Source organism: Humiphilus diazotrophicus (assembly GCF_059726315.1).
Window position 1 is genome coordinate 3,525,641 of the sequence record NZ_AP040870.1, and the last position, 24,238, is coordinate 3,549,878.

General features: G+C 53.2%; 21 protein-coding genes and 1 other RNA gene. 7 read left to right on the forward strand and 15 right to left on the reverse strand.

Going from position 1 to position 24,238, the window contains the following annotated elements; genetic code table 11:
* The first annotated feature begins 1 nt into the window (after window position 1).
* The 3 genes from AC6I7T_RS15110 (at window position 2) to AC6I7T_RS15120 (ending at window position 2,879) form a co-directional block, all read left to right on the forward strand.
* Window positions 2-1,444, forward strand: coding sequence for an amino acid permease (locus AC6I7T_RS15110; RefSeq protein ID WP_497794611.1), 1,443 nt, complete (start codon window positions 2-4; stop codon window positions 1,442-1,444).
* 116 nt (window positions 1,445-1,560) lie between these two features.
* Window positions 1,561-2,571 carry an adenosine deaminase gene (gene add / locus AC6I7T_RS15115; RefSeq protein ID WP_497794322.1) on the forward strand — a complete coding sequence of 337 codons (1,011 nt, stop codon included), beginning with the start codon at window positions 1,561-1,563 and terminating at the stop codon, window positions 2,569-2,571.
* Between the two features lie 110 nt (window positions 2,572-2,681).
* A complete protein-coding gene (locus tag AC6I7T_RS15120; RefSeq protein ID WP_497794323.1) occupies window positions 2,682-2,879 on the forward strand; it encodes a hypothetical protein in 198 nt (65 codons plus the stop codon).
* Window positions 2,880-3,030: 151 nt separating this feature from the next.
* Here AC6I7T_RS15120 and AC6I7T_RS15125 read toward each other — a convergent pair whose 3' ends face one another.
* The 3 genes from AC6I7T_RS15125 to acnA all read right to left on the reverse strand — a co-directional run bounded on the left by AC6I7T_RS15125 (window position 3,031) and on the right by acnA (window position 7,093).
* Window positions 3,031-3,420, reverse strand: a complete 390-nt coding sequence (locus tag AC6I7T_RS15125) for a DUF1634 domain-containing protein (RefSeq protein WP_497794324.1) — start codon at window positions 3,418-3,420, stop codon at window positions 3,031-3,033.
* Entirely contained in the window at window positions 3,420-4,259 is an 840-nt protein-coding gene (locus tag AC6I7T_RS15130) for a sulfite exporter TauE/SafE family protein (RefSeq protein WP_497794325.1), read from the reverse strand. The genes AC6I7T_RS15125 and AC6I7T_RS15130 overlap by 1 nt, the downstream gene beginning before the upstream one ends.
* A 74-nt stretch (window positions 4,260-4,333) precedes the next feature.
* Window positions 4,334-7,093 (reverse strand): aconitate hydratase AcnA, encoded by a 2,760-nt coding sequence (gene acnA, locus AC6I7T_RS15135; protein WP_497794326.1) that lies wholly within the window; start codon window positions 7,091-7,093, stop codon window positions 4,334-4,336.
* A gap of 600 nt (window positions 7,094-7,693) precedes the next feature.
* Between acnA and AC6I7T_RS15140 the strand changes: the two genes are divergently transcribed.
* Window positions 7,694-9,703 carry an ArnT family glycosyltransferase gene (locus AC6I7T_RS15140; protein WP_497794327.1) on the forward strand — a complete coding sequence of 670 codons (2,010 nt, stop codon included), beginning with the start codon at window positions 7,694-7,696 and terminating at the stop codon, window positions 9,701-9,703.
* A 48-nt stretch (window positions 9,704-9,751) separates the two neighbouring features.
* Here the strand turns inward: AC6I7T_RS15140 and AC6I7T_RS15145 are convergent, their stop codons facing one another.
* Entirely contained in the window at window positions 9,752-10,804 is a 1,053-nt protein-coding gene (locus AC6I7T_RS15145) for a TonB family protein (protein ID WP_497794328.1), read from the reverse strand.
* A gap of 377 nt (window positions 10,805-11,181) precedes the next feature.
* Between AC6I7T_RS15145 and AC6I7T_RS15150 the strand changes: the two genes are divergently transcribed.
* A complete protein-coding gene (locus AC6I7T_RS15150) occupies window positions 11,182-11,808 on the forward strand; it encodes a YqaA family protein (protein WP_497794329.1) in 627 nt (208 codons plus the stop codon).
* A 93-nt stretch (window positions 11,809-11,901) separates the two neighbouring features.
* On the opposite strand, the gene AC6I7T_RS15155 is transcribed toward AC6I7T_RS15150, so the two are convergent.
* The 3 genes from AC6I7T_RS15155 to AC6I7T_RS15165 all read right to left on the reverse strand — a co-directional run bounded on the left by AC6I7T_RS15155 (window position 11,902) and on the right by AC6I7T_RS15165 (window position 15,063).
* Entirely contained in the window at window positions 11,902-12,444 is a 543-nt protein-coding gene (locus tag AC6I7T_RS15155; protein WP_497794330.1) for a DUF6580 family putative transport protein, read from the reverse strand.
* A gap of 319 nt (window positions 12,445-12,763) precedes the next feature.
* Window positions 12,764-13,789 (reverse strand): alcohol dehydrogenase, encoded by a 1,026-nt coding sequence (locus AC6I7T_RS15160; RefSeq protein WP_497794331.1) that lies wholly within the window; start codon window positions 13,787-13,789, stop codon window positions 12,764-12,766.
* Between the two features lie 212 nt (window positions 13,790-14,001).
* Entirely contained in the window at window positions 14,002-15,063 is a 1,062-nt protein-coding gene (locus AC6I7T_RS15165) for a metal-dependent hydrolase (protein ID WP_497794332.1), read from the reverse strand.
* Window positions 15,064-15,141: 78 nt separating this feature from the next.
* Between AC6I7T_RS15165 and AC6I7T_RS15170 the strand changes: the two genes are divergently transcribed.
* Both AC6I7T_RS15170 and ligA read left to right on the forward strand, forming a co-directional pair.
* Window positions 15,142-15,633, forward strand: a complete 492-nt coding sequence (locus AC6I7T_RS15170; RefSeq protein WP_497794333.1) for an OsmC family protein — start codon at window positions 15,142-15,144, stop codon at window positions 15,631-15,633.
* Between the two features lie 302 nt (window positions 15,634-15,935).
* Window positions 15,936-17,969 (forward strand): NAD-dependent DNA ligase LigA, encoded by a 2,034-nt coding sequence (ligA, locus tag AC6I7T_RS15175; RefSeq protein WP_497794334.1) that lies wholly within the window; start codon window positions 15,936-15,938, stop codon window positions 17,967-17,969.
* Window positions 17,970-18,336: 367 nt separating this feature from the next.
* On the opposite strand, the gene AC6I7T_RS15180 is transcribed toward ligA, so the two are convergent.
* The 8 genes from AC6I7T_RS15180 to AC6I7T_RS15215 all read right to left on the reverse strand — a co-directional run bounded on the left by AC6I7T_RS15180 (window position 18,337) and on the right by AC6I7T_RS15215 (window position 24,198).
* Window positions 18,337-18,843 carry a hypothetical protein gene (locus tag AC6I7T_RS15180; protein WP_497794335.1) on the reverse strand — a complete coding sequence of 169 codons (507 nt, stop codon included), beginning with the start codon at window positions 18,841-18,843 and terminating at the stop codon, window positions 18,337-18,339.
* Window positions 18,844-19,015: 172 nt separating this feature from the next.
* Window positions 19,016-20,077 carry a VWA domain-containing protein gene (locus AC6I7T_RS15185; protein WP_497794336.1) on the reverse strand — a complete coding sequence of 354 codons (1,062 nt, stop codon included), beginning with the start codon at window positions 20,075-20,077 and terminating at the stop codon, window positions 19,016-19,018.
* 14 nt (window positions 20,078-20,091) lie between these two features.
* Window positions 20,092-21,126: an RluA family pseudouridine synthase gene (locus tag AC6I7T_RS15190; protein WP_497794337.1), complete on the reverse strand. Its 1,035-nt coding sequence runs from the start codon at window positions 21,124-21,126 to the stop codon at window positions 20,092-20,094.
* A 4-nt stretch (window positions 21,127-21,130) separates the two neighbouring features.
* Complete coding sequence (locus tag AC6I7T_RS15195) at window positions 21,131-21,928, reverse strand: prolipoprotein diacylglyceryl transferase (RefSeq protein ID WP_497794338.1); 798 nt, start codon at window positions 21,926-21,928, stop codon at window positions 21,131-21,133.
* Between the two features lie 96 nt (window positions 21,929-22,024).
* Window positions 22,025-22,213: non-coding RNA, 6S RNA (gene ssrS, locus AC6I7T_RS15200), on the reverse strand.
* Window positions 22,214-22,304: 91 nt separating this feature from the next.
* A complete protein-coding gene (locus tag AC6I7T_RS15205; RefSeq protein WP_497794339.1) occupies window positions 22,305-23,354 on the reverse strand; it encodes a redoxin domain-containing protein in 1,050 nt (349 codons plus the stop codon).
* A gap of 211 nt (window positions 23,355-23,565) precedes the next feature.
* Window positions 23,566-23,904 (reverse strand): cell division protein ZapA, encoded by a 339-nt coding sequence (locus AC6I7T_RS15210; protein WP_497794340.1) that lies wholly within the window; start codon window positions 23,902-23,904, stop codon window positions 23,566-23,568.
* Window positions 23,905-23,910: 6 nt separating this feature from the next.
* Window positions 23,911-24,198: a hypothetical protein gene (locus AC6I7T_RS15215; protein WP_497794341.1), complete on the reverse strand. Its 288-nt coding sequence runs from the start codon at window positions 24,196-24,198 to the stop codon at window positions 23,911-23,913.
* Window positions 24,199-24,238 lie beyond the last annotated feature (40 nt).

Genomic DNA, 24,238 nt, shown 5'->3' on the forward strand with positions numbered 1-24,238 from the left:
CTTGGGTATTGGAGCGGTTATCGGCTCCGGTATCTTTACCGTGATCGGCACCGCTATTGCCGGTGAAAAGTTCGACACCTCATCGATCCTGAACACACCGCTTCTGGATTACCTCATCCGGCATCAGGCTCTGATTGGACGTCCCGGCGCCGGTCCGGCTCTGGCTGTATCCATTCTGCTGGTAGCAGTTGTTTGCGGGTTCACCGCACTTTGCTACGCAGAAATGGCCTCGATGATCCCCATTGCAGGCAGCGCTTATACCTACACCTACGCCACAATGGGAGAACTGGTCGCCTGGATCATTGGTTGGGACCTGATCCTGGAATATGCCGTCTCCAATATGGCCGTCAGCGTCGGTTTCGCGGCTCACATGGTGGACTTGCTCGACTGGCTCGGCATCCATCCGGCATTGCGATGGATTACACCAGCCTACCTGCCCTCAGGGCTCTCGGATTTCACTGGGCACTCCATCTACGGCCCGGGCTGGCATCTTGGCTTTAACTTCCCGGCGTTTTTGATCGTTATGGCGATCACGGTGATCCTGGTACGAGGAATCCAGGAATCGGCAAAGACCAACAACATCATGGTGTTGTTGAAGATCGCAGCCATCCTGATCTTTGTCTTCGCCGCCGCCAACTTCATCAAGCCCCATCACTGGCATCCCTATTACCCGAACGGCTGGTCGGGGGTTCTGACAGGTGGAAGTATTATCTTCTTCACCTATATCGGCTTCGATTCCGTTTCCACTGCTGCCGAAGAATGCAGAAACCCGCAAAAGGATGTTCCCTTCGGCATTATCGGAGCACTGCTGGTCTGTACTGTGCTCTACATCTCTGTAGCCGTGGTACTGACGGGAATCGTACCCTGGAACACGCTCGTGGACGATGCAGCTCCTGTCGTGAACACGCTAAAGCGGCTTTCGCTGATACCTGGTGGACTTCATCTTCACTGGGTTCGATTGGTGATTCTGCTTGGCGCCATGCTGGGAATGATCTCCTCCATCCTGGTCTTCCAGCTGGGACAAGCGCGAGTCTGGTTTGCCATGTCTCGCGATCAGTTGTTCCCCGAATGGTTTAGCCGTGTCCATCCCAAGTACCGCACGCCCGCAATTGCGACCTGGGTTGCAGGTCTGGTTGTTGGTATCCCCGCAGGACTACTCGATATCGGGACCCTAGCCGATCTCTCCAACATTGGAACGCTCTTCGCTTTCGTCCTGGTCTCGGCCGGAGTTCTGGTTCTTCGTTATCGGGAGCCGGAGCGCAGAAGAGGCTTCCGCGCTCCAGGCGGACCGGTTATACCGGTACTTAGTATCGGTTTCTGCACACTGTTAATGGCTGGTTTGCCTATCATGACCTGGCTGCGTTTCTTCGTCTGGCTGGTCATTGGGTTGGCAGTCTATTTCCTCTATAGCCGCCATCGCAGCGAATTCGCAGGCATTCGCTAGTCTGAATACCTCGGTGGAGGGTCTCCCGACCCTCCACACTCGAAGTTATTAGCCTTCCCCCGCCTTCGTCCCACGATACGGCCTCCCGTTCCAGGCTCCGCGTAAGATAGAGATGTATGCGTCAAGACCTGAGCGCCTTTCTCCGCAGGCTACCGAAAGCGGAGCTTCATCTTCATCTGGAAGGCACCATCCAACCGGAAACTTTAGTACAGTTAAGCGCTCGTCATGACGACGAACCTCTTTCACTGGAAGCGGCTCGTGGTCTTTACGAATACGAAGACTTCACTAGTTTCATGATGGCCTTCAAAGCCGTTACAGAGAGGCTGCAGTCTCCGGAAGACTACGAGCTTGTCACCTACCACATGATCGAACAGCTGGCACGACAGGGCGTTGTCCACGCGGAAGTCTACGTTTCGGTCGGAGTGGTTTATTACTGGCGCAAGGCGGAATTCGAACCTCTCTTCGAAGGGATGGAACGGGGACGTATTCGCGGAGAGCGCGATTTCGGAGTCACGCTCTACTGGATCTTCGACGCCGTTCGTCATTTCGGACCGGAAGAGGCTACACGTGTATTTCGAAAGGCTGCGGAACTCCGCCGTTATCACCCCAGCATCATCGGGATCGGTATCGGAGGAGATGAACGCCGCACTGGAGCTGAACCGTTTCGGGATTTGTATGCTGAAGCGCGGGAGCAAGGGCTTCGCCTGACAGCACATGCCGGAGAAACCGTTGGACCCGAGGGATTGTGGGGAGCGATCAATATTGGCGCGGAGCGGCTCGGACATGCACTCTCAGCCATCGAAGATCCGGAGTTAGTGGAAGTGCTGGCACATCGGCAGATTCCGGTAGAAATCTGCATCACGTCCAACCTAAAAACAGGATGTTGTCAGTCGGTGTTGGAACACCCGGTTCGCCAATACTTCGACTCGGGACTCATGATCACTTTAAATTCCGATGATCCCGCAATGTTCGGCAGCACTCTGCAAGATGAATATTTGCTCGCATCCATGGAATATGGATTCACTACCGAACACATCCGTGAACTTGCATCTAACTCTATTGAAGCCAGCTTTTTACCACCTGATCGCAAAGTGGAAATCCTAAAGCGGATTGAATCTACTCAATAACTCATTTCTTGCGGACGTAGTTCCGATAAAGAAGTTATAGAAGCCCAGCTGCGCTATCATGAGTTCAGGTGATTGTGGCCGTGGGCCATTGAATAAAGAGGAATGTCGTAATGCATCTGCCTGAAAACAAAACGGAAACGACGCTGAAAGTCATTGGTTGGGCGTCAGTTGCAATTGGGGTAGCGGCACTGGGGATCTTCTGTGGGCGTGAACTCCGCCAACGCTACAAATTCAAGAAGAGAACCCCCTACGATTACTACTCTCATGCTGGCGATGCTTCTTCGGCAGACTACGGCGTCGGAATTTAAAGATCTTTAGGGCCGGTCGAAAACGAACCGGCCCTAAACGTCCGAGTCTCTGAAAGAATCACCTGCTCCGCGTCGATTTCAAGTACTTCCTCTCTTGTACCTATCTCCTGTTAAAACACTCCTCGCCTGGGTATGCTGATGGCTCAACTAGCTAATGAAGCAACATCAGGCTCGTCAGAAGCACTACCAGAACAATCAAACTGACTCCTAAATAAAGACGGTCCCGCTCCAGAAAAAACGCAATACACGCAAAAACCACACGAGCAATCGGTGTTGCAATCAATAGCAGGATTCCGCACTGAATAATCGCTGCAGGATTGCCGGTAGCTACGAGGTGAAAGAGCTCCGGCAAATTGCGCAGGTCTGCGGGCTCGCTCCGAAAGTGCCGGTAGTCAGCAAGCTGTCCGTGTTGCGCAACCAGGTAGAGGATTCCCCCGATCAAGACAACGGAGGAAGAAAACAGAACTCCTGCACGAAGCAAATGCCCCATCATGGCTTCCATACGGGTATCGTCAAAGCGAGACTTCTCTGTTCCGTTCACTAGAGCCTTCCTGTAAGTGAGTTAAAGATCATCTCCAGACCCAGCACTAAAATGACCAGGCTGAAGACCACTCTCAGGACACGAACGCGCGCGCCCATCAGCACATAAGCCCCAATAAGAGATCCGGTCAGGACTCCAACCAGAACCGGCCACACCAGCCCGGGATCGATATATCCACGTCGCAGATAGATACCTGCACTCGCCGCAGCTGTTACGCCAATCATGAAGTTGCTGGTGGTGGTAGAGACTTTGAAGGGAATCCGCATGACTCTATCCATGGCCAGCACTTTGACAGCACCAGAACCAATTCCGAGTAAGCCGGAGAGAGTTCCCGCACCAAACATCATGCCGAAACCGGCGGGCACATTTGTAACTTCATAAGGTTGTTGTTTCCCTTCGCCGGCAGGGAAGCTTCCACCCAGTCGCAGACGACGGGAAAGAGCATTTGCCGGTAACGGTCTGGAAGAGATCGTGCGCTGCTTCCACGAAAGAAGACTCGACCAGATAAGCATTAGCCCAAAGACAATGCCAATCGCTTTCGTTGGAGTGCTGCTCGCAAGCCAAGCTCCGAAAACTGCTCCGATGGTCGTTGCAATCTCGAGAAACATTCCGATGCGGACATTCGAAAATCCCTCGCGAACATAAGCTGCAGCAGAGCCTGAAGAAGTGGCAATCACAGAGATTAATGACGCACCGATTGCGTAGTGCAACTCAACATGAAAGCCAAGTGTAAGCAGAGGAACAAGAACAACGCCCCCACCCAGCCCTGTAAGCGAACCCAGAAAGCCGGCCAGCAGAGAGCCGGCGAAGATCAAAGAAGAAAAGAGCAGAAGGGACATCGTGCAGTCTTCAAGATGAGATTTTGAACTCTGAAGGCGAGTTGTATTTACCCGCCTCCAGAGTCTTCTTTAGTTTAATTGGCAGCCAGTTGGCGGAGGACATATTGCAAGATGCCGCCGTGCTCGTAGTAGAGAATCTCCTGTGGAGTGTCGATTCGAACGTGAGCCTCGAACTGCTTCACTTTGCCATCCGGCGCCGTAGCCTTTACAGTCAGCGTCTTGCCACTGGCAAACTTCGCATCCAACAAATCCTTGAGACCGGGAAAGTCGAAAACCTCTTCTCCGGTTAGCCCAAGACTCTCCACATTCTGTCCCGAAACGAACTGCAGAGGCAGAATGCCCATACCCACCAGATTCGAACGGTGAATACGTTCATAGCTTTCAGCAATGACAGCGCGAACACCTAAGAGGCGAGGCCCCTTGGCTGCCCAGTCACGCGAAGAACCGGAACCGTATTCTTTACCGGCTAGGACGACCAGTGGCACGCTGCGCTCTGCATATTTGACGCTGGCATCGAAGATGCTCATCTGCTCGCCTTCCGGAAGAAGACGTGTAACTCCACCTTCAGTTCCCGGCGCCAGACGATTCCTCAAACGCACGTTGGCAAAGGTTCCGCGAACCATCACCTCATGATTGCCACGGCGTGAACCATAGCTATTGAAGTCTGCAGGCTTCACGCCATGTTCACTCAAATACTTGCCAGCCGGACTATTCGCCTTGATGGAACCAGCTGGGGAGATGTGATCGGTCGTCACACTATCGCCCAGAACAGCCAAAACCCTGGCACATGCAATATCCTTCACCGGAACAGGTTGCGCGGGCATGCCATCGAAGTATGGGGCCTTGCGGATGTAGGTGGAATCCGGCTCCCACTGGTAGACATCTCCAGTCGGGAATTTCAGAGCCTGCCAATTAGCATCGCCTTGAGTCACGGTCGCATATTCCTTGCGAAAACCCTCGGAACCGATTGCCGATGCGATTGACTCAGCAACTTCCTGCTGGGTAGGCCAAATATCGCGCAGATATACCGGAGATCCATCCTGCGTTTTGCCTAACGGCTCCGTATCGAAGTTGTGCCCGATATGGCCCGCAAGAGCATAGGCCACGACCAGCGGAGGAGACATCAGATAATTGGCGCGAACATCGGAGTTGATACGGCCTTCAAAATTACGATTGCCACTCAACACCGAAACTGCGACGAGTCCGTGCTCCTCAATCGATTTCGATACATCGGTTGGCAGAGGACCGGAGTTTCCGATACAAGTTGTGCAGCCATAGCCCACAACGTTAAAACGTAACTTATCGAGATACGGAAGTAATCCAGCCTTCTGATAGTAATCCGTAACAACTCGCGAGCCGGGAGCCAACGAGGTCTTCACCCAGGGAGGAACGGAGAGCCCTTTCTCGACAGCTTTCTTTGCCAGCAAGCCGGCCGCGATCATCACCGAAGGATTCGAAGTGTTCGTGCAGCTTGTAATAGCCGCAATCACAATCGATCCATTATCCAGATACTTATCGGGGTCGACACCGAAGCGCTCTTTGATCGTTGTGGCGGGTGCATTGCCATTGCTTGCCGCAACAGCCGTTCCATTCCACTGCTCAATCTTGCGATCACCGGCAAGCTTAGCATTCGGACCCAGGAGATTCGGCAATTGCTTATTGAAGCTACTGCCGGTCTCCTTCAGAAGGACACGATCCTGAGGACGCTTCGGACCGGCAACACTAGGCTCGACTGTTGCCAGATCCAGAGAAATAGTCTGGGTATACTCAGCTTCCGGCGAGCTAGCTGTATGGAAGAGTCCCTGCTCCTTGTAGTACGCCTCAGCTAAAGCAATCTGCTCATCGGAGCGTCCGCTTAACCGCAGATACCGTAAAGTCTCGGCATCGACAGGGAAGATTCCGCAGGTAGCGCCATACTCGGGAGCCATGTTCGCGATGGTGGCGCGATCAGCCAGAGCCAGGTCGCTCACCCCGGGACCGTAAAACTCGACAAACTTGCCGACTACCCCTAGCTTGCGAAGCATCTCTGTGACAGTCAAAACCAAATCGGTGGCAGTTGCGCCCTCGCGCAATTTGCCGGTAAGCCGGAAGCCTACGACCTGAGGAACCAGCATAGAGACCGATTGGCCCAACATGGCGGCCTCAGCTTCAATTCCACCAACACCCCAACCAAGAACTCCTAAGCCGTTGATCATCGTTGTATGGGAGTCGGTTCCGACCAAAGTATCGGGATAGGCGCGCAATTTACCACCTACTTCCGTCGTGAAGACCACGCGAGCCAGATACTCCAGATTGACCTGATGGCAGATGCCCATACCCGGAGGCACCGCAGAGAAGTTATGGAAGGCCGACTGCCCCCACTTCAGGAAGGCGTAGCGCTCGCGGTTGCGCTGAAATTCCAGCATGGAGTTGTAGGTATACGCATTCGAGGTCCCAAAGTCGTCGACGGAAACGGAGTGGTCGATAACCAGCTCCGCCGGTTGCAGAGGATTGATCTTCTGGGGGTCACCACCTAATACCTTCATGGCATCGCGCATTGCAGCTAAATCGACCACGGCAGGAACTCCGGTAAAGTCCTGCATGAGAACGCGTGCGGGCATATAGGCGATTTCTCGCGACGGCTCAGCCTTTGGGTCCCATTTGGCCAGGAATTCGATATCTTCCTGGGTCACGCTCTTTCCATCCTCATGACGGAGGAGATTTTCCAGCAGAATACGCAAGCTGAAGGGTAGACGACTCAGGGAAAGCCCATTCTTTTCCAGGGCGCTAAGGCGAAAGATCTCATAGGTGCGATTGCCAGCCGTTAACTGAGACTGACTGCCGAACGTATTCATTACGTCACCATCCTTTGGGTGCTGAGGTTCTTGAGCACATCCCCATAGCAACGAACCAGGACATTTCCTCGAAGCAACATCCAAGCCTCACAGCATCCGTGAGGTTCTGTCCAGGCCAACGGGGGTCATCTCTTGCATCTGAAGGTTGCTGCAGACCTTAACCCGTGCATATCGGATCAACGAACACACTAAAACGCTCGTTGCCATTCCGTAGAGAGGCAAGCGGACAAGATCTGCCAGAGAGAAAGCTTAATTACAGAGAGGCGCTTCGTCCACGGTCAGGGCGACCACGGCGAAAGCGCTTAAGAGCAGGGCAGCGAAGCAGGCGGATGGAAGAATTCCGATTGTTCATCGCTAAAGACTCTCCCTCACTCAACCGGACGGCTTAGGAGGAGGGAACCAGAGGATATTTTACGGTGTTTTGCCCCCTTCTGGCACCTGTACACGAACACCGGAGTCCCAGAGGTCAAATCGGACCGCTCATCTGCCTTCAATTATTTCTTTCTTCTCCTACTTTTGTCGAAACGCTGGAAGCAATGCTGAGCGTATCCTGGGCTCGCGAAAAAATCTGCACCGAATCGGTCACCAAAAGGAAACACCATGGACTTGGGGAATAGCAGCCGCAAGATGGCTGCCGTCGGAGTCGTTGCACTCTTAGTCGTATTATTGGCGGAATTAGCTTTTACCGTACGCCAGCAGTCTCTCAGCTGGGACGAAGGCGACCATATTTTTGCCGGAGTTATGTCTTGGAAAACCGGGGATTATGGACTCAATCCTGAGCACCCACCGCTCGTGAAGATGCTGGCCACAATCCCAATCCTCCATCTGCCTCTGTACATTCCTCCCCTACAGAACCGCTACTTCAAAACGGAAGCTTACTTTGACGGCCGGGACATGATCTACGGCAGTCCGGAAGCAAGCCCAGATCAGATCATCTTCCGAGTCCGGATGGCAGCAGCCATTATCAGCCTGCTCCTGGCAACCATGGTCTTCCTCGGCACACGAGAGATGTTCGGAACCGGTGCGGCTTTTCTAGCCATGGCGCTGGTGGTCTTCGATCCGAACGTTATAGCTCACGGTGCCTACGTAACAACCGATATAGGAATCTCCTGTTTCCTCTTCGCAACCATCTTTGCCTTCTATCGCTATGTCAAAAATCCCACCGTGGGAAGGCTGTGCGTAGTTGGAGTTGCAGCAGGACTCGCCTTGTCAACCAAGCACTCCGGCATCCTCCTGTTTCCGATGCTCGTATTGATCTGTCTCTATGAGCTATTCATCCACGCATCGGATTCTGCAAGCGAGAGCCGGGGGAAGCAGGCCTTGCGCCTTGTGCTCGCCTTGGCTGTAGTGACCGTGATTTCAGTCGCTATTCTTTGGTCCTTCTACGGATTCCGTTATAACGCACGCCCGGAAGGGCTACATCTGGGATCGGGACTTGCTCAATATGTGCATCCGCTACGTCCTATCGAAGCAACAGCGATTATGACGATGGCCCATCTGCACCTCTTGCCGGAATCGTATCTCTACGGTCTAACGGACGTTCGCTCCATGGCGAACTTCATGCCCAGCTATATCTTCGGGAAAGTCTATGCTCATGGTGTCTGGTTCTACTTCCCGGTTGCCTTCCTTATCAAATCGACCATCGCCGTTCTGGCTCTCTTCCTGATGACGGGATTTGCGTTACTCACTCGTCGGATGAAGTGGACAAGAGAGGTTATCTATCTCACCATTCCACCTGTCTTCTACCTCATCATCACAATGACCTCGCACCTCAACATCGGCATACGACATCTACTGCCGGTCTATGTCTTTCTGGCAGTTCTCTCGGCAGGCGTCGCCTTCAAGCTGATCGAGACGAATCGCCGCTGGGCATACGTAACCGCGATTCTGTTATTCCTCCAGATTTTCGCGTCGGTTCGCAGTTATCCCACCTACATTGCTTATGCCAATGAGCTCTGGGGTGGCCCCTCATCGACGTACAAGTACCTGACGGACTCCAATACCGACTGGGGCCAACAGCTCAAGGGCGTAAAGAAATACATCGACCAGAACGGAATCAAGAACTGCTGGTTCGCCTACTTTGTTGCTCCTGCAATCGAACCCAGCAGCTATGGAATCCCCTGCAAGCTTCTGCCAACGGCCGATACCGGCTGGTTTGGGGCCGACTTGAATGTTCCTCCAACGATCGAGGGACCCATCTTCCTGAGTGCCGGATCGATGAGCGGCTTCGAATTGGGTTCGAGCGTCCTCAATCCTTACACGCAATTCGAAAAGCGAAAGCCGGATGCCGTAATTGAGCATGGAGTATTTGTCTTCAATGGCACCTTCCAGGTACCTCGTGCCTCCGCCATGGCCCATGCACAAAAGGTCGGCAAATATCTTTCGGAGAAGAATCTGGCTGCTGCAACCGCTGAAGCAGAGGCGGCCGTAAATGTCGATCCAACTTCTCTGGAAGCCCAAATGTCGCTTGCCGAGGTGCGCTCCGCATCGCAGCAGAAGGATCAGGCACGAATGGCGTATCAACAGGCCTTGGCGATTGCCCAGACCATGGAGCCTTCAGCAAAAGACGTATGGATTCCTAGAATCCAGAAGGCTATTTCGAAGCTGTAATTCCGGACCTTCTCTACCGGGCATAACCGGTAGAGAAGGTTAAAAAGATTACTTGCCAGGAGGCGGGTTGTAGAGGAAGAAGAACCGTAGAGCCAAGTACGGTCCCTTAAATTCCTTCGGCAACGGAGGATAGTTGGATCCGGTAATAGCTCCCCAAGCGCCCCGATCCAAGGAAGGATCTCCGGAAGGACCTACCAGCTTCATCTGCTTCACCCTACCGTCGGGCATAATCATGAACTCGATGGCGACCGTCCCGCTCTTCATAAGCGGAGGACGGGCAGACTCCGGAATCAAGGGCTCCCATGTTTGGCGGGTCTCGCGAATCACATGATTCATATAAGGACCGAAGTCTACGCCCATGGTGTCGCTTAGGATCTCCGCCCCGGCCTTTACGCCGGCATGAGCGTTCGGAGCATTCGCACCATAATCTCCACCACCACCCTGACGCGCTGCCGCACGGGCTGCCTGCCGGATCGCGTCTCCGGGAGAAAGAGGCCCGGTATTGAAGTTCGGACGAGCCGGAACCGCCTTCGGATGGGGAGCCTCAAGCTGCGCCTGTTGATTCGATTGCAAAGGCTGCTGCGACGGCGAAGGAGGCAGCGGCTGCTGTTGAGCTTGCTGTTGCGGAGGTTGCTGCTGAGGCTGAGGAGCTGGCTGTGGAGCCGGCGGTCCGGCCTTCTTCATCGCTTGAAGCTCCTGAAGAGTCTTCTTGTCGATGGTGGGAGCTTTGGATTGTGCGGTCCGGTCCTTATCCGAAACAACGTCCGAGTGTTTCGGCTTGATCTGCTTTAGAGCATCCGGAGGTAAGTCCAAATATGTCAGATCTTTGCGATTCTTTAGAACGTCGGCGGGATTGACCACTCTCGGCACATGCAACAGGTATCGAGGCCCCCAGGAGACCAGGGAGAACAGGATCATATGAGCAATGATCGAGATCCATACTCCTTCTCTCAGACGCGCCCAGCGGCGATCATCCTCAAGCCGATCAATCAGTTGGAGTAGTTCATGAGCTTCGTAATGCTCGTACCGGGAGCCTTTACCGTCTAATGTAGGCTCAGACCGATGCTGCTCAGAGCTAGGTGGTGTTTCCGTGATGGGCATGTGTTGGGTGGCAGAAGCTTAAATGTCGCCCCACGGCCCTGATAAGCCTGCGACCTTCCGCTATACCGATCCTTCCAATTATTTTCTCATTCTTTTGCGAACTGGCCCAATAACAAGTTGGTCGGTGGTTTCCCAATTTTGAGGCCTTTTTGGCCTTCTCTTTTGTAAACGATGCTTATCCTAACAAAGCCTATACAGTCACCTCGTTCCATACAACAAAGAAAAATGTGACCGCCATCTCAAATTTCCCTATCCAGGTAAACCCGTACAATCGAAGTGAGACGCTGGAAGCGATACTCTGAGATTTAGACTTTTCAATTACTTATCGGCACTACCGCTAGCCGAATATTTTGTTTAGGAAGTGAGTTGCACCAAGCTTGAAGCATTCGATTGCTATTTTTTTGAAGAAGTGGGAAGCGGCCATACTCGGATTCCTTGCCCCTTTCGGATTTTGGGGTATGGGAGCCATGGCACTCCTGGATTCCTCCTCGATTCCCGTTCCGATGGATTTTTTCCTCATCGGCTTTGTATTCACCGACCGTCCGCATATCTGGCTTTACTGTTTAACGGGAGCGATCGGATCGGCAATTGGAGGTTTGGTTCCTTTCTATATCGGCCGCGCCGGTGGCGAAATCTTCCTGATGAAGCGCATCAATCGCAACAAATACGAGCAGATGCGTAACCGCTTCGAACGTCAGGAGTTCCTGGCGATGATGATTCCCTCCATGCTGCCTCCTCCCACGCCATGGAAAGCATTCGTTTTTGCTGCCGGTGTCTTTGAGATGCGGGTGATTCCCTTTATGCTCGCTGTCTTCCTGGGGAGAATCGTTCGCTGGGGCGTACTTTCCTTCCTGGTCATCCGCTACGGACCGGCAATCGTGGATGTAATTGCAGGTGCCTTCCGGCAGCATGTGGTGCTGGTTCTCTGTAGTTTAGGAGCGCTTCTGGCACTGCTGCTTCTCTTCGTGCTGCGCAAGAACTTTCGGAAGGGTGGAAAACGGTAGGAGCAGTTCAGGGAGCTTGCAACAGCTCAAAATGAGAAGAGGGATGGCGCGCAAGCCATCCCTCTTCTCGTTCAATCAACTGTTCAACTAAACCTAAGCAACGGTCTTTCCTTCTCCAAGGCGAGCAGCGCGAACAGCTGCCTGATGCTTCATCAGGACAGGCAGTCCGAAAACTAATGCTGAAACCAGCGCCGTTGAAACCAGATCGTTGCGGTAGAAAGGCAAACCTGCAACATAGCAAGCCGAAAGCCCCGAGAAGGAGTGCGGATACATCGTCCCGCTTGCCCACACTGCGAAGTTGCTGATCAGGAAGAAAGAAGTAGAGCCCAGCAAAACAGCGGCAATCCCGCGACTCCAGGAAATTCGATCCCGCAGAAGAATGCGTCCCAGGAAAATCGCTGCTACGTACCAAATCCACGTAGGCAGGAATTCAGTCACGTGGAAGGGATAGCTGTATGCGTAAACCGTCAGATAGTAATCGGTTGCAGCAAAAGCAACGAATGGCAGAATTACCTGTGAGAGTGGACGGCGCGCGCCAAAGAAAAGCAAGCCACTGCCCACAGCTGAAAAATTAAACCACGTATGTGGTACCACCCGGCCGAGAACAGCCAACAATATGAGCAGATAAGCAAGCATTAAGCACCTCGAGATAAGGGGTCCAAATCTATTGGCCTCCCACAGGGAAGCAGTGGAGAGAGTGGATACAGGAATCGCACTCTCCCGATCAAACCTCATTTGGAGCATTTCCTGCATAGATTTAGACCTGCCGAGGACAACGAAGAGCAGCTTCCTTTGGCGGAAAGCTGCGTAATGCCTCTGTGCCTTGGTCTACATCTTTGCAGGAAATACTCCAGCACTTACAGTCTAGCAATTCTTTCATCGATCTTCAGGGGAAGGTCCTCTGAGAGTGCGCATCTTCCCCTGCCATCTTCATGCAATCGGGCTTGAGTTTCGACTATGCGCCTGTTTCCAACACGACCCGAAATCTCGCCTTGCCGCTCATCATACGGTCATACGCTTCAGCCGCGCGATCCAGCGGATAGCGCTCGACCAAAGGATGAACCTGGGTCAAAGAACTAAAGCGCAAAGTATCTTCCGAATCGATAGCTGTGCCACTTGGCCATCCTTGAATCGCCTGCCGCTGCATCAGGATCGGGGTAATCGGCACCGAAAGTGGAGAAGGAGGTGCGCCTACAACCACAAACTGGCCATCGTATTTCAGCCCGCCAAGTGCAGCAGTCATAGCATCGGCATCGGTTACAGTTGCCAGAATCACCTTTGCGCCTCCTAGCTTCTGCAGAGCCTTTGCCACATCTTCGCTAGTGCTATCGATGTAGTGATGTGCTCCAAGCTCATGAGCAAACTTGGCCTTATCGGCACCACGAGCGATTGCAACGGTTTCGAAACCCATCTTCGCGGCAAACTGCACGCCAAGATGTCCCAATCCGCCCATGCCGAGAATTGCCACCAAATCGGCAGCCCGCGCCACGCTATTGCGGAGGGCATTGAAAGTCGTGATTCCGGCACATAAGAGCGGCCCAGCCTCAGCACTTGTCAGGGATTCCGGAACCGACGCTACCGCCTCGGCAGGAGCAACCACGTAGTCGGCATAACCGCCATCATAGGAAATACCTGCAATGCTCATTTTTTGACAAAGAATGAATTTACCGCGACGACAGGGTTCGCAAACACCGCAATGTCCGCCATACCATCCCAGACCTACGCGCTGACCTTGCTTCCATTGAGTTACGCCGGAACCGACAGCATCCACTAAGCCAACAACTTCATGGCCTGGAACCCGGGGATAGGAAAGGGGAAAGTAACCTTCCTTCGTGATGGAGTCGCTATGGCAGACACCACAGGCCTGCACCCGAATTCGTACCTGCCCCGGACCAGGCTCCGGAATATCCCGTGTAACAAGCTCGAGAGGCCCACCAGCCTTAGCCACTTGCACAAATCTTGCCTTACCGTCCATCGTCATCCAAGTGTTCTCCTAATAAACTCATGCCCCGAAATAGATTGATTCCCAGCACTTTTCAGAATAGGCATCAGGCTATTGGATGACCTTGAGAAGGATGCGTTTCTGAAGATCGCAAAAATCCTCTCTTCGCCTTGATGGGGTAAAAATCGTAACCGTGAAAGATCCTAATATCCGACGATCTTCCGCTTCCCCTGCTTATGTTCGAGGCAGCGTTAGTTCTGTTCCCGTCCGCTCATAATCATCGCCACGACTTCACCGGGAAAACGCACATAAACCCAGGCTGCAAGCGGAGGATTCTGAGAGCTGCGTCCCAAAAGCGAGGGATAAGAAAAGCGCAAATCATAGAAGCGCACAGAACTCCAGTTACCTGCGGGAACAGCTATATTCGTCCCCGGAGCCGGATCTGGCCCCAAATCTTCAATAAAGGGAAACTGAGCCCAATCCATATATGCCTTGCCCAGTAGCGATTGCTTGGCAGCAACACTGGCCGGAGTATCGGGATGCTTATAAAGAATGTTGACATGCGGATCGCTGGTGACCCGATCGGTGCGGGTATCGATCTCGCCAACCTGAAAAAATCTAGGAGTCTCTGCAATTACCGCCCAATGAAAGGGATTGAAGGGATAAGGCTCAATTCCAACCTTTGTAAGCTCAACATCGGTTAGCCCTCCATTTTGCACAAGTTTTCGAGCATGTTCATGCTCTACGGCACGCCAAGTCCAGGTTAGAACTACTCCAATTAATGCGGCAATTGCCCAACGTTGGCCAGCAAATGAGCGACGGCGAACGCCTACCTCTCTGTCGGCGAGTCCCAATAACGATGGCATGATCAGGGCTCCCAGGAGAAAGACGAAAATAATCGGCTCAAAGATGAAAACAATGTCCCAGGAATACCAATGCGAATTGAAAGGAAAAAAGGGACGAACGCCATAGTTATTGGTGAAATCCAACAAGATATGACTGAGGGCAGCGATCAAAGAAAAGAGCCAGATCAGGCCCCAGCGGGCCGGTAGCTCCGGCTTCTTTCTCCTGTACCGATGGAAAAGCCAGATAACTCCAGTCACACCAATCGCCACAAAGGGAGCGCCAAAGAATGTGTGGGTTATTCCGCGATGATGCTCGAAGCCGGTTACCGGGCCGCCGAATCCCCATATAACATCCAAATCTGGAGCTTCAGCTGCAAGAGTCATGGCCAAAGTGGCATAAGCAGTTTTACGATTGAATCCTGCGCGACCCAGGCAGGCTCCGGTAAGGAAGTGGGTAACTGGTTCCATGCGTTGTCTAGTTCATCCACCCAAAGGTCGAATGTATTGTGATTGTAAAACCAAGGCATCGAATCTCGGGAGAATGCAATGTCCAGTAAAGAACATCTCTATCGCGTGGCGGTGAAGTGGACAGGCAATACCGGCACAGGAACATCGAACTATCGCGCCTATGAACGTGCTCATGAAATCCAGGTAGCAGGCAAACCCATGATTTTGGGCACATCGGACATGGTCTTCCGTGGACAACCAGGCCGCTATAATCCCGAAGAGCTATTGGTTGCCTCACTCTCCGCATGCCACCAACTCTGGTATCTGCATCTGTGCGCAGACCATGGAATCATTGTCGTGGACTATGAAGATTTAGCGGAAGGAGTCCTGGAAGAAAGTCCGGATGGCAGCGGGCGATTCAAAGAAGTCATTCTCCACCCGAAGGTCATGATTGCTCCCGGAAGCGATCAGGAGAAAGCCCTCTCGCTTCACGATATCGCTCACGAGAAGTGTTTCATCGCAAGATCGGTCAACTTTCCCGTCACGTGCAAGCCAGCAGTAAAGGCGGAGCTAGTGGTGGAAACCGATTGAACTGGTTGTACTGGCTCCCGACGATCCGGGCTCTTGAACCGTAGTCATAGAGGAAGAAGAATCTCTTCTGCTTAACTTCGAATCTCACCGCCCTTACCAGATGGGCCCCACAGGTTGTTCCCGGTAGATAGGATCGGGGCCGTTTCGGCTGGAGAGATGGATTGCCCTCAAGGCTCAGATACTCTGAATTGTGATCACCCCTGTCCAAGAGCAAGGATGTCACGACATTTGCAGCCTGTGTATCCCCTGGAGCAACAGGGAAGTACCCCGATCAATCCCAGCTTTTCTATAATCCACGAGAGATGAGTGCCGACATTCAGAACAAAATCGATGCTTTGCGAAAAGAGCTCCGCCACCACGAACACCTTTACTATGTGCTCGATTCACCCGAGATCTCTGACGCAGCTTACGACGCGCTGATGCGTGAGCTCAAAGAACTGGAAGCAAAACATCCGGAGCTGATTACGCCCGACTCGCCAACCCAACGGGTAGGCGGCAAGCCGAAGGAAGGTTTTGCCAAAGTCGCTCATTCCCGGCCGATGCTGTCTCTCGATAACGTCAACAGCGAAGAAGAACTTCGCGATTGGGACAGGCGTGTCCGCGAACTAGCCGGTGGTGAGGAAGTGAGCTATGTTTGCGAGCTAAAACTGGATGGCATGTCGCTCGCTTTGCATTACGGACCTGGAGAAAATGGCACATCCCGCCTATTGCAGGGCATCACACGAGGCGACGGAAGCATCGGGGAAGACGTCACGACCAATGTACGCACAATCCGCTCCATTCCCCTTGTTATCTCCCCGGCACAGCTGCAGAAGGGAGATCTTCCGCAACAATTTGAAGTTCGCGGCGAAGTAGTCATGCCCATCTCCGGATTCCTCAGACTGAACGAGGAACGCGAACAGCAGGGGCTAAGTCCCGCAGCAAATCCGAGGAATGCTGCTGCCGGAACCATTCGCACGCTGGAACCCAACATCGTTGCACAGCGTCGCCTGGACTTTTACGGTTACTTTCTCTTCACCGACGGAAAGACGCTCAAGCCGAATCAGGTACAAACTTTGGACGCGCTCACGACAGCAGGCTTCCGCGTGAACCCTCATCGCCAGGCTTACACCAGCATCGACAAGGTACTCGAATTCATTCAGAAGGCCGAGCAACAACGCTCCGATCTGGGTTACGAGATCGATGGTGTCGTAATCAAGGTGAATACAACCGCAACCCAGGACCGACTTGGATTTACAGGCCGTGCTCCACGCTGGGCCGTCGCCTACAAATTTACCGCTCGCTCCGGCATTACGCTTGTTGAGGATATTCGGGTACAGGTAGGCCGTACCGGCAAACTCACCCCGGTTGCAGTCCTCACTCCGGTTTCTATCGGCGGAACTACAGTAGGCCGTGCCACCCTCCACAATGCCGACGAAATTGCGCGCCTGGGTCTGAAGATCGGTGATTCGGTTTTGGTGGAACGCGGCGGAGACGTTATCCCGAAGGTTGTGGAAGTAGTAGAAGACAAAGACCACCCACGAGGAGACCGCGAATTTTCATTCCCTTCGGATTGCCCTGTATGCGGAAGCGAAGTTGTTCGAACCGAAGGCGAGGCAGACTATCGCTGTGTAAACATCGATTGCCCTGCACGTCTCAAGGAAAGCCTTCTGCATTTTGCCTCCCGTGGGGTGATGAACATAGATGGCATGGGAGAGGCTGTCATCAATCAGTTGCTGGAACGCAAATTGGTGACAAGTATTGCCGACTTGTATGAATTAAACGAAGAGAAGTTACTCTCTCTCGAACGTATCGGAGAAAAGACCGCGAAATCCTTGCTTCGGGAATTGGAGCAATCCAAACAGGCGCCTCTTAGCAGAGTGCTCTTCGGATTGGGAATCCGCTTTGTCGGTGAGCGTACCGCGCAATTTTTAGCGGAGGAATTTGGCTCGATGGATGCGCTTATGAACTCTTCCAGTGAAGAACTGGAGCGAGTCAATGAAGTGGGGCCACGCGTCAGCGCTGCAATTCGGGAGTTCTTCGACGAAGATAAAAATCGCGCGATGGTCGAACATCTTCGCAATGCCGGACTCACCTTTACGCAAGAGAAACGGAAGCGCACCACCCAGCTTGAGGGACTGACATTTGTCCTGACGGGAACCCTGCCAAACCTCTCCCGGGAAGAGGCTAAAAGCAAGATAGAAACAGCTGGAGGCAAGGTATCCGGCTCGGTTAGCAAAAAAACCAGCTATGTAGTCGCCGGAGAAGAAGCAGGATCGAAACTCGATAAGGCAAAGGAACTGAACATAGCAGTTCTCGACGAAGCGGGCCTGCTGGAGATGCTGGGCCAGGAATAAGCCCGCCAATGTTCTCAGCTTTCCTTGAAAGTTGAGAACATTGCTTCGAAATGTAACTCATAAGACAACAAATTCGCGACCCGCAGACGCACGAGGTCCTTGACCTGGCAACGAAAAGTCGGAGAGATGGTGGTTACCACCGTTAAGCCGAAGGTCGCAGTCGGAACCTTTACCGGTACAGGCCAACCAAAGATAGGTGATGACGCCAAGAAGCAGTAGGGAGCTGCGTCATTCCTGCTCCGGTATAGAAATAACCGAAATGCTGTGTGGCCATTTCTTGCTCAGATGGCCACACAACAGCATCTGACCATCGCATCGAGATTAACCTGCCTGGAATAAATCTGAACAATTACTGCTGAACAACCGATCACCGCAGGAAGGCTTTCGAACCACCACCGACTTCTTTGTTTTGACGTTCCAGCTCATGTTTCCACGCTATCTTGCGCCGATCCTCAGTAGTAGAGAACGGCTGAGGTTCTTCCGGCGAAAGTAGCGAGGCGTAGGTCTGAACCAAAACTGCCCCCTCCACCACATCGTCCAGCTGATTGGTGGCCGGCTTTTCCAACGAAGTGCCAATTGCGTCCATCATGCTCGAAACACCAGCCATAAATTCATCCAGGAGTCGATGAACACATTTTTGTCCGCAGAGATGTTTTGCCTTGGGCCTCAAGGTTTGTTTGGATTGCCAGCCACTCAGGCGTAGCTCTCCGTTTCGCTCATAAGCAACGAACCAGTGGTTCGTTTGCTTTTTCTCAGTACCGCATATATCGCACGAGATTGCCTGCCGGATCACTTCCCAGTCCTCCTTGTCAGACAGTCCGACGCAGCTATTCCACCGTGTCAACCAGGGCTTGTCGAGAAGAAAGCCCGCCACGAGTGATCCTTGCAGATGTGAGATTGCCAAAACGGACCCAAAACTCGGATTTGGAATCGAACGGTACTTTGGTGTACCTCAGCCGTAAAAAATTTTTGGCTCCGGAGCCCCTGATTTTGCTAGGAGCTTCGGAGCCGGTCTTTATCTGGACAGCTCGAAAAGGTACTGGAGATCACGGCTTTGGAGCAAAGTAGCCTTCACGAGTCCGGACGACATACTTACGGTCTAGAGCTACCAGATAGATCTTCCGGAATGCCCCATTCGCCTCGAAATCGGCCGGAGTGTAAGTAAGGGCGTACTGACTGCGCAGTTCCTCTTCGATCTTCTGGAACCCTATAGCGATGTCCTCAATCCGTTGCGGGAAGAACGTAATTCCTCCGGTTGCTTGAGACATCTTTTGCAGTACGGAATCGCCGCGGCCGCGTGTGGGACTGGTATTGGTGCTGATCGTATAAATGATTGTGTCCGCACGATGGCACATCTTGATGGCATCGTCCAGGTATGCATGGCTCTGGTTGTCGTCTCCATCGGATACCAGGATCATTGCCTTGCGGACAGGCTCGAGTCCACGGGAGCTATCGAGCAATTTATCGCGGCAGGCCGTATAGACCGCGTCGAAGAGAGCGGTACCGCCCCCCGGGCGCAACTTACTGATCCCGGTGCTGAGGAGGTCCAGATTGTTGGTCCAATCCTGCATGACCTGCGGAGTCACGTCAAAGCCCATCACAAAGGCTTTATCGCTCTTCGGCTTAAGTGTTTGCAGAAGGAACTCAGTCGTTGCCTGTTGCTCAAACTCAAAGCGGGTACGGATGGAAGTACTTGCGTCGATAAGAATTCCTACACGCATGGGCAGATTTGTCTGCTGCGCAAAGGACGAGACCTTCGCAGGAGCCTTCTGATCATCCAGCAGTGCAAAATCCTGCTGCCGTAGATCCTTTACGAAGTGCCCATGCTTATCCGCGACGGTGAAGATAAGGCTGACTTCGTTTACGTTCCGGCGAATGATGTATTCGTTGTCTTGTGGGTTCTGGGACTGCTGAGCGGGAGCTGCACCCGGCGCTGAGGACTGGGGAGCAGCAGGAGCTGGAGTCGTTGTCTTGTCAGAACCCGGCTGTGCCGCCGGAGCCGGCGTCTGTGTCGCGGCCGGAACGGGGGTCTGGGCTTTCGAAGACGCAACCGTAAAAACGGCAAACAACAATGCCGTAGCGGCGGCAAGAGAAACCTGTTTTGTCATGCGCTGTCATTCTATCAATGGGAGATAGCAGCCGAAGCTATCAATCTCTCAAAGGCTTCCAGTTCCGCGGGAAGCGGAGCGGTGAGTGAAATAGTATCTCCTGTAGAGGGATGATAAAACTCCAACTCGGCGGCGTGAAGAAAATTGCGCTCCAGCTGAAGAACATCTTTCCCGGCTACAGGCTCCCGGCGGCGGTTTCCGGAGGTTTGCAACGTGATCATCGCCGGAGCTCCGTAGAGTGTATCTCCGACAATCGGGTGTCCAATGGACGACATGTGGACCCGAATCTGATGCGTACGACCTGTTTCAATCCTGACCCTTACTGCCGTAAATTTGCCATATTTCGTGAAATACCGGCGGGTAACCCGATAATGGGAAATCGCCGTCCTCGCCCCCTCCACGCGCCGGGTCGTCATGCGGGTCCGGCGAATTGCGTCGCGGGCTATCGGCGCGCTAATTGTACCGGAATCCTTAGCCACCTCACCGTGGACAAGTGCGAGATATGTTTTGTGTATTTGCCGCTGGGCAAACATATTGGCCAGCTTGTGATGCGAGGGATCGTTTTTGGCGACGACGATCAGTCCACTCGTCTCCTTGTCCAGACGATGGACGATTCCCGGCCGCAAATCGCCGCCTGTTGTCGACAGAGATTGAAAGTGGTGCAGAAGGGCATTGACCAGTGTCCCCCGGTTACGCGCATCCTCTGTCGCTCCCGAACCGGCATGTACCATCATCCCTGCGGGCTTATTGATTACGGCCAGATCGTCATCCTCGTACACGATATCGAGCGGAATATCCTCGGCAATAGCGCGTAACGGCTCAGGATGGGGCGCAGCCAGGACAGAAATAGTCTCACCACCCCGCAGTCGCAGGGAAGCTTTAGCGGCCTTTCCGTCCACCAGCACCTCTCCGTTCTCCAGCAAAAGCTGGATGCGGGAACGGCTGACGTCCGCCAGTTGAGAGGCCAGAAACTGGTCCAGGCGCTTCCCACTTGCCTCTTCCGAGACCAGGAGGGTATTTGGATAGTCAGATGGAGCGTGCGATGACATTGGGCTAGGATTCACTTGGTTCTAGAACAACTGTATCCTGTTTGCGCAGTAACAGCCCGCCCAGCAGGACCATTCCCACGGCGAAAAGCTGTGTAAGCGTTAAAAAACCGCCCGGGAGCTCCACTCTTCCCATATCTCCACGGAAGAGCTCGCAAAGGAAATGGGCAAAACCAGCGCCAAAGAGCCAAAGTCCTGCAAGCTCACCGTCTTGGCTCTTTCGGGATAGACGCCAGAGTAAAACGCACCCTAACAGCAGCTCCGTTCCAGCCTCGTAAAGCTGCACCGGATGCAGCGGCGTACCCAATGGGGTACCGGACCAGGCTCCTGCCAGCCAGTTCCTGTATATAACGGCCCAGGGTACCGTAGCAGGCGATCCATAAGCCGATCCCGCGAGGAAGCAGCCAAACAATTCAATGGCGTGTCCAATGGCAACCGCCGGAGCCAGACAATCCGCCAACGGCAGCAACGGCAAGCGTGTTTTGCGGGCATACAACAGGGCAGCAAGAGCTCCCGCCGACAAACCTAAAATTGCCAGGATGTTATCGGGCATCATTGCCAAACTGAAGATCCAACGGGGATATCGCTGAAGGTCGGGAAGATTCACCAGCATCAGAAACAAGCGGGAAGATATCAGTGCGGTAAAGATAGCCAAGACACCCAGATTCCAAATGGAGTTGCTATCCAAACGCAACCGAGGTGCCGTCCGTAGCGAAACAACGAGCGCAGTCAGTACTGCAAGAGCAACCAGGACCCCGTAGGTGGGAATCAGGATCTTTCCGAAATGGAAGAGCAGCGGATACACAAAGAACTAGCTTATCGGAGAAAAGCCCGAATCCGGGAAAGAGCATTTCCGGTTCAGGAACGGGATCCAGGGGGTTCCGGACTCCAGACAGCAGAAAACCGACCCACGGGGCCGTGCAGCAGTATGCTGGTGAACCCGTCCTAAGACGGTGGAACTCCCCGCAGCTCTTTAGGCATTCCGGACTGGCGGACGTTGCTCACCGAGCCGATTTGTCGAGTCGAGTCCCTGTTCAATTGAATGTAGGTTCAACCAGCGTTGACCGCCGCACCTGCTTTGCAGGCCGGTTTCTTTGAGGATGCTAGCTGGTATGGCCTTTATTGGCAAGTCGGTGGGCTAAAGGCCTTCATTATCAATACACATCCAAAGATGGAAAAACTCATTGAGTTGCTGAATTTGGCGATACAACAGCGGTGGTTTGTTGCTGCAATTGTTGAGCACGGGCAATGAGCTTTTTTAATTTCCCATCAATCGCAGCATCGCCCACTTTCTCGTCCTGAAGAACACCGTCGGCATCGATGACGAAAGTATGGGGAATCGAGTTAACGGCAAAGATGGTAGCCAATTTCCCATCGAATCCAGAGTCGCGGTATTGGGGCCACGTCATATTGTTTTTGCTGATGAATTGCTTCCACGCTTCCTCATTGTTATCCAGACTGACGCTCAACACCTGGAAGTTCGGCCCGGAAAGACGGTTTGCGATATCCCGGACGTGAGGCAAAGCTGCGCGACAGGGAGCACACCATGTTGCCCAGAAATCAATCAACACTACCTTTCCAGCAGCTTCATCCAGAGAAAAAGTCTTTCCATCCAGCGTTTCTACACGAAAAGCCGGAGCCATTCGTGCACGCGCCAATTCAGGACGTTCGAGATAGCGAATCGCCCGCTTATGCGTAACGCTGAGAGGGTCGCCAACCCTCAGGTATTCCCGAAATTGCGCCTGCGCAGCCTCATCCTGCTTCAAGTGCGCGAGAGCTAGCCCATCGAGAAAGTGGGCATCTGGATTCGTCGGCAAAATCGCGAGCACCTCTTTAAACTGGCGGTCGGCCTCCACAAAGGACTTATCGTGATGGTGTACCAGACCATCGCGAATCGAAGCTCCGCCTTGAAGCAGATATGCCTTCCCTCTTGTCTTCGGGTCAGTTGCCGCATTCAGCATGGCCGTGGCAATCTCTCCGGCTTCCTTGTAATCGGCGGCGTCCAGTGCGGCATCGTAAGCCGACTGCTTGCAGATCCAACACTTTCCGCCATCCTGTTTATCGGCTTTCTCAAAGCCCCTCATGGCAAAGCCGTACATTCGGCGCTGGACGAGCTGCTTCGCTTCCGCAAACGTCTTCTGCGCTGCAGGATTGGAGGGTAACGGGAAATTGGACTGAGCAAATGACGAAAAAGGCAGAAGAAGGAAAAGGGCTATCGACCCAAAGCGCATCGTGCGGCTCCCTATCGCATAGGTTCGCAACAGATGATACAAGCCTAGGTTGCCAATAGAAAGAAATACCTAACCGGGATTATTCCTGCATGGGTAATTTGAGAACTTCGGTTAGGACAAGCTGAGCGGACAAAACAGAGAGATCCAGGCATGCCCCTCTGAGGGAACGCAGTATTGCTCAACTGTAGTCCTGGAACAGTTCTAGAAAGTCTTAGCCGATGCGGCGCTTCTCGTCGAGCAACGAGTCCAGAAGACCGGAAAGGGAATGTGCACGAGTACGCATCGAATTCGCTTCTTCGGCACTGCTCAGAAGAGCATGGTACTTCTCACTCACTGCTACCAGCTCATCGGCGATATTCAGTGCAGCCAATACGGCAACACGAAGAGAATCAACGGTGGTACCTTTTTCGGCTACCGTACGCATCTTCCCATCTACGAGTTGCGCAAGCTTCTGAATCCGCTCGGTATCCTGGCCGCGCAGATGGTAGGTCTGATCGTAGATATCAACGGCAACGCTATTATTCGTCGAATTGGAGGTATCTTCAGCCATACGAAACTATAGAGATAGAGTATCCAGCTGACGGAGCAACCGCTCCATACGCTGGCGAATCTCATCCCGCTCCTGTTTGAAGGTGAGGATCTCAGCTTCTGCACGTTCGAGCGCAACCTCGCGCTCACGGCACTGCTGCTCTAGCGATACTGCGCGTTGTTCGGCTGCGGTGCGCATTTCGCGCTCCATCTTGACTACTTCAACCGTGCGCAGGACACGTTCTTCCAGAGCCTGCAATTCGTCGTTCGCAGCTTCAGTATTACCCTCTGGGCTGTCTGGGGCGAAAGTAAGCATCTGGGGAACCTCCGAAGAAACAGATTACTCTTGGAGTATA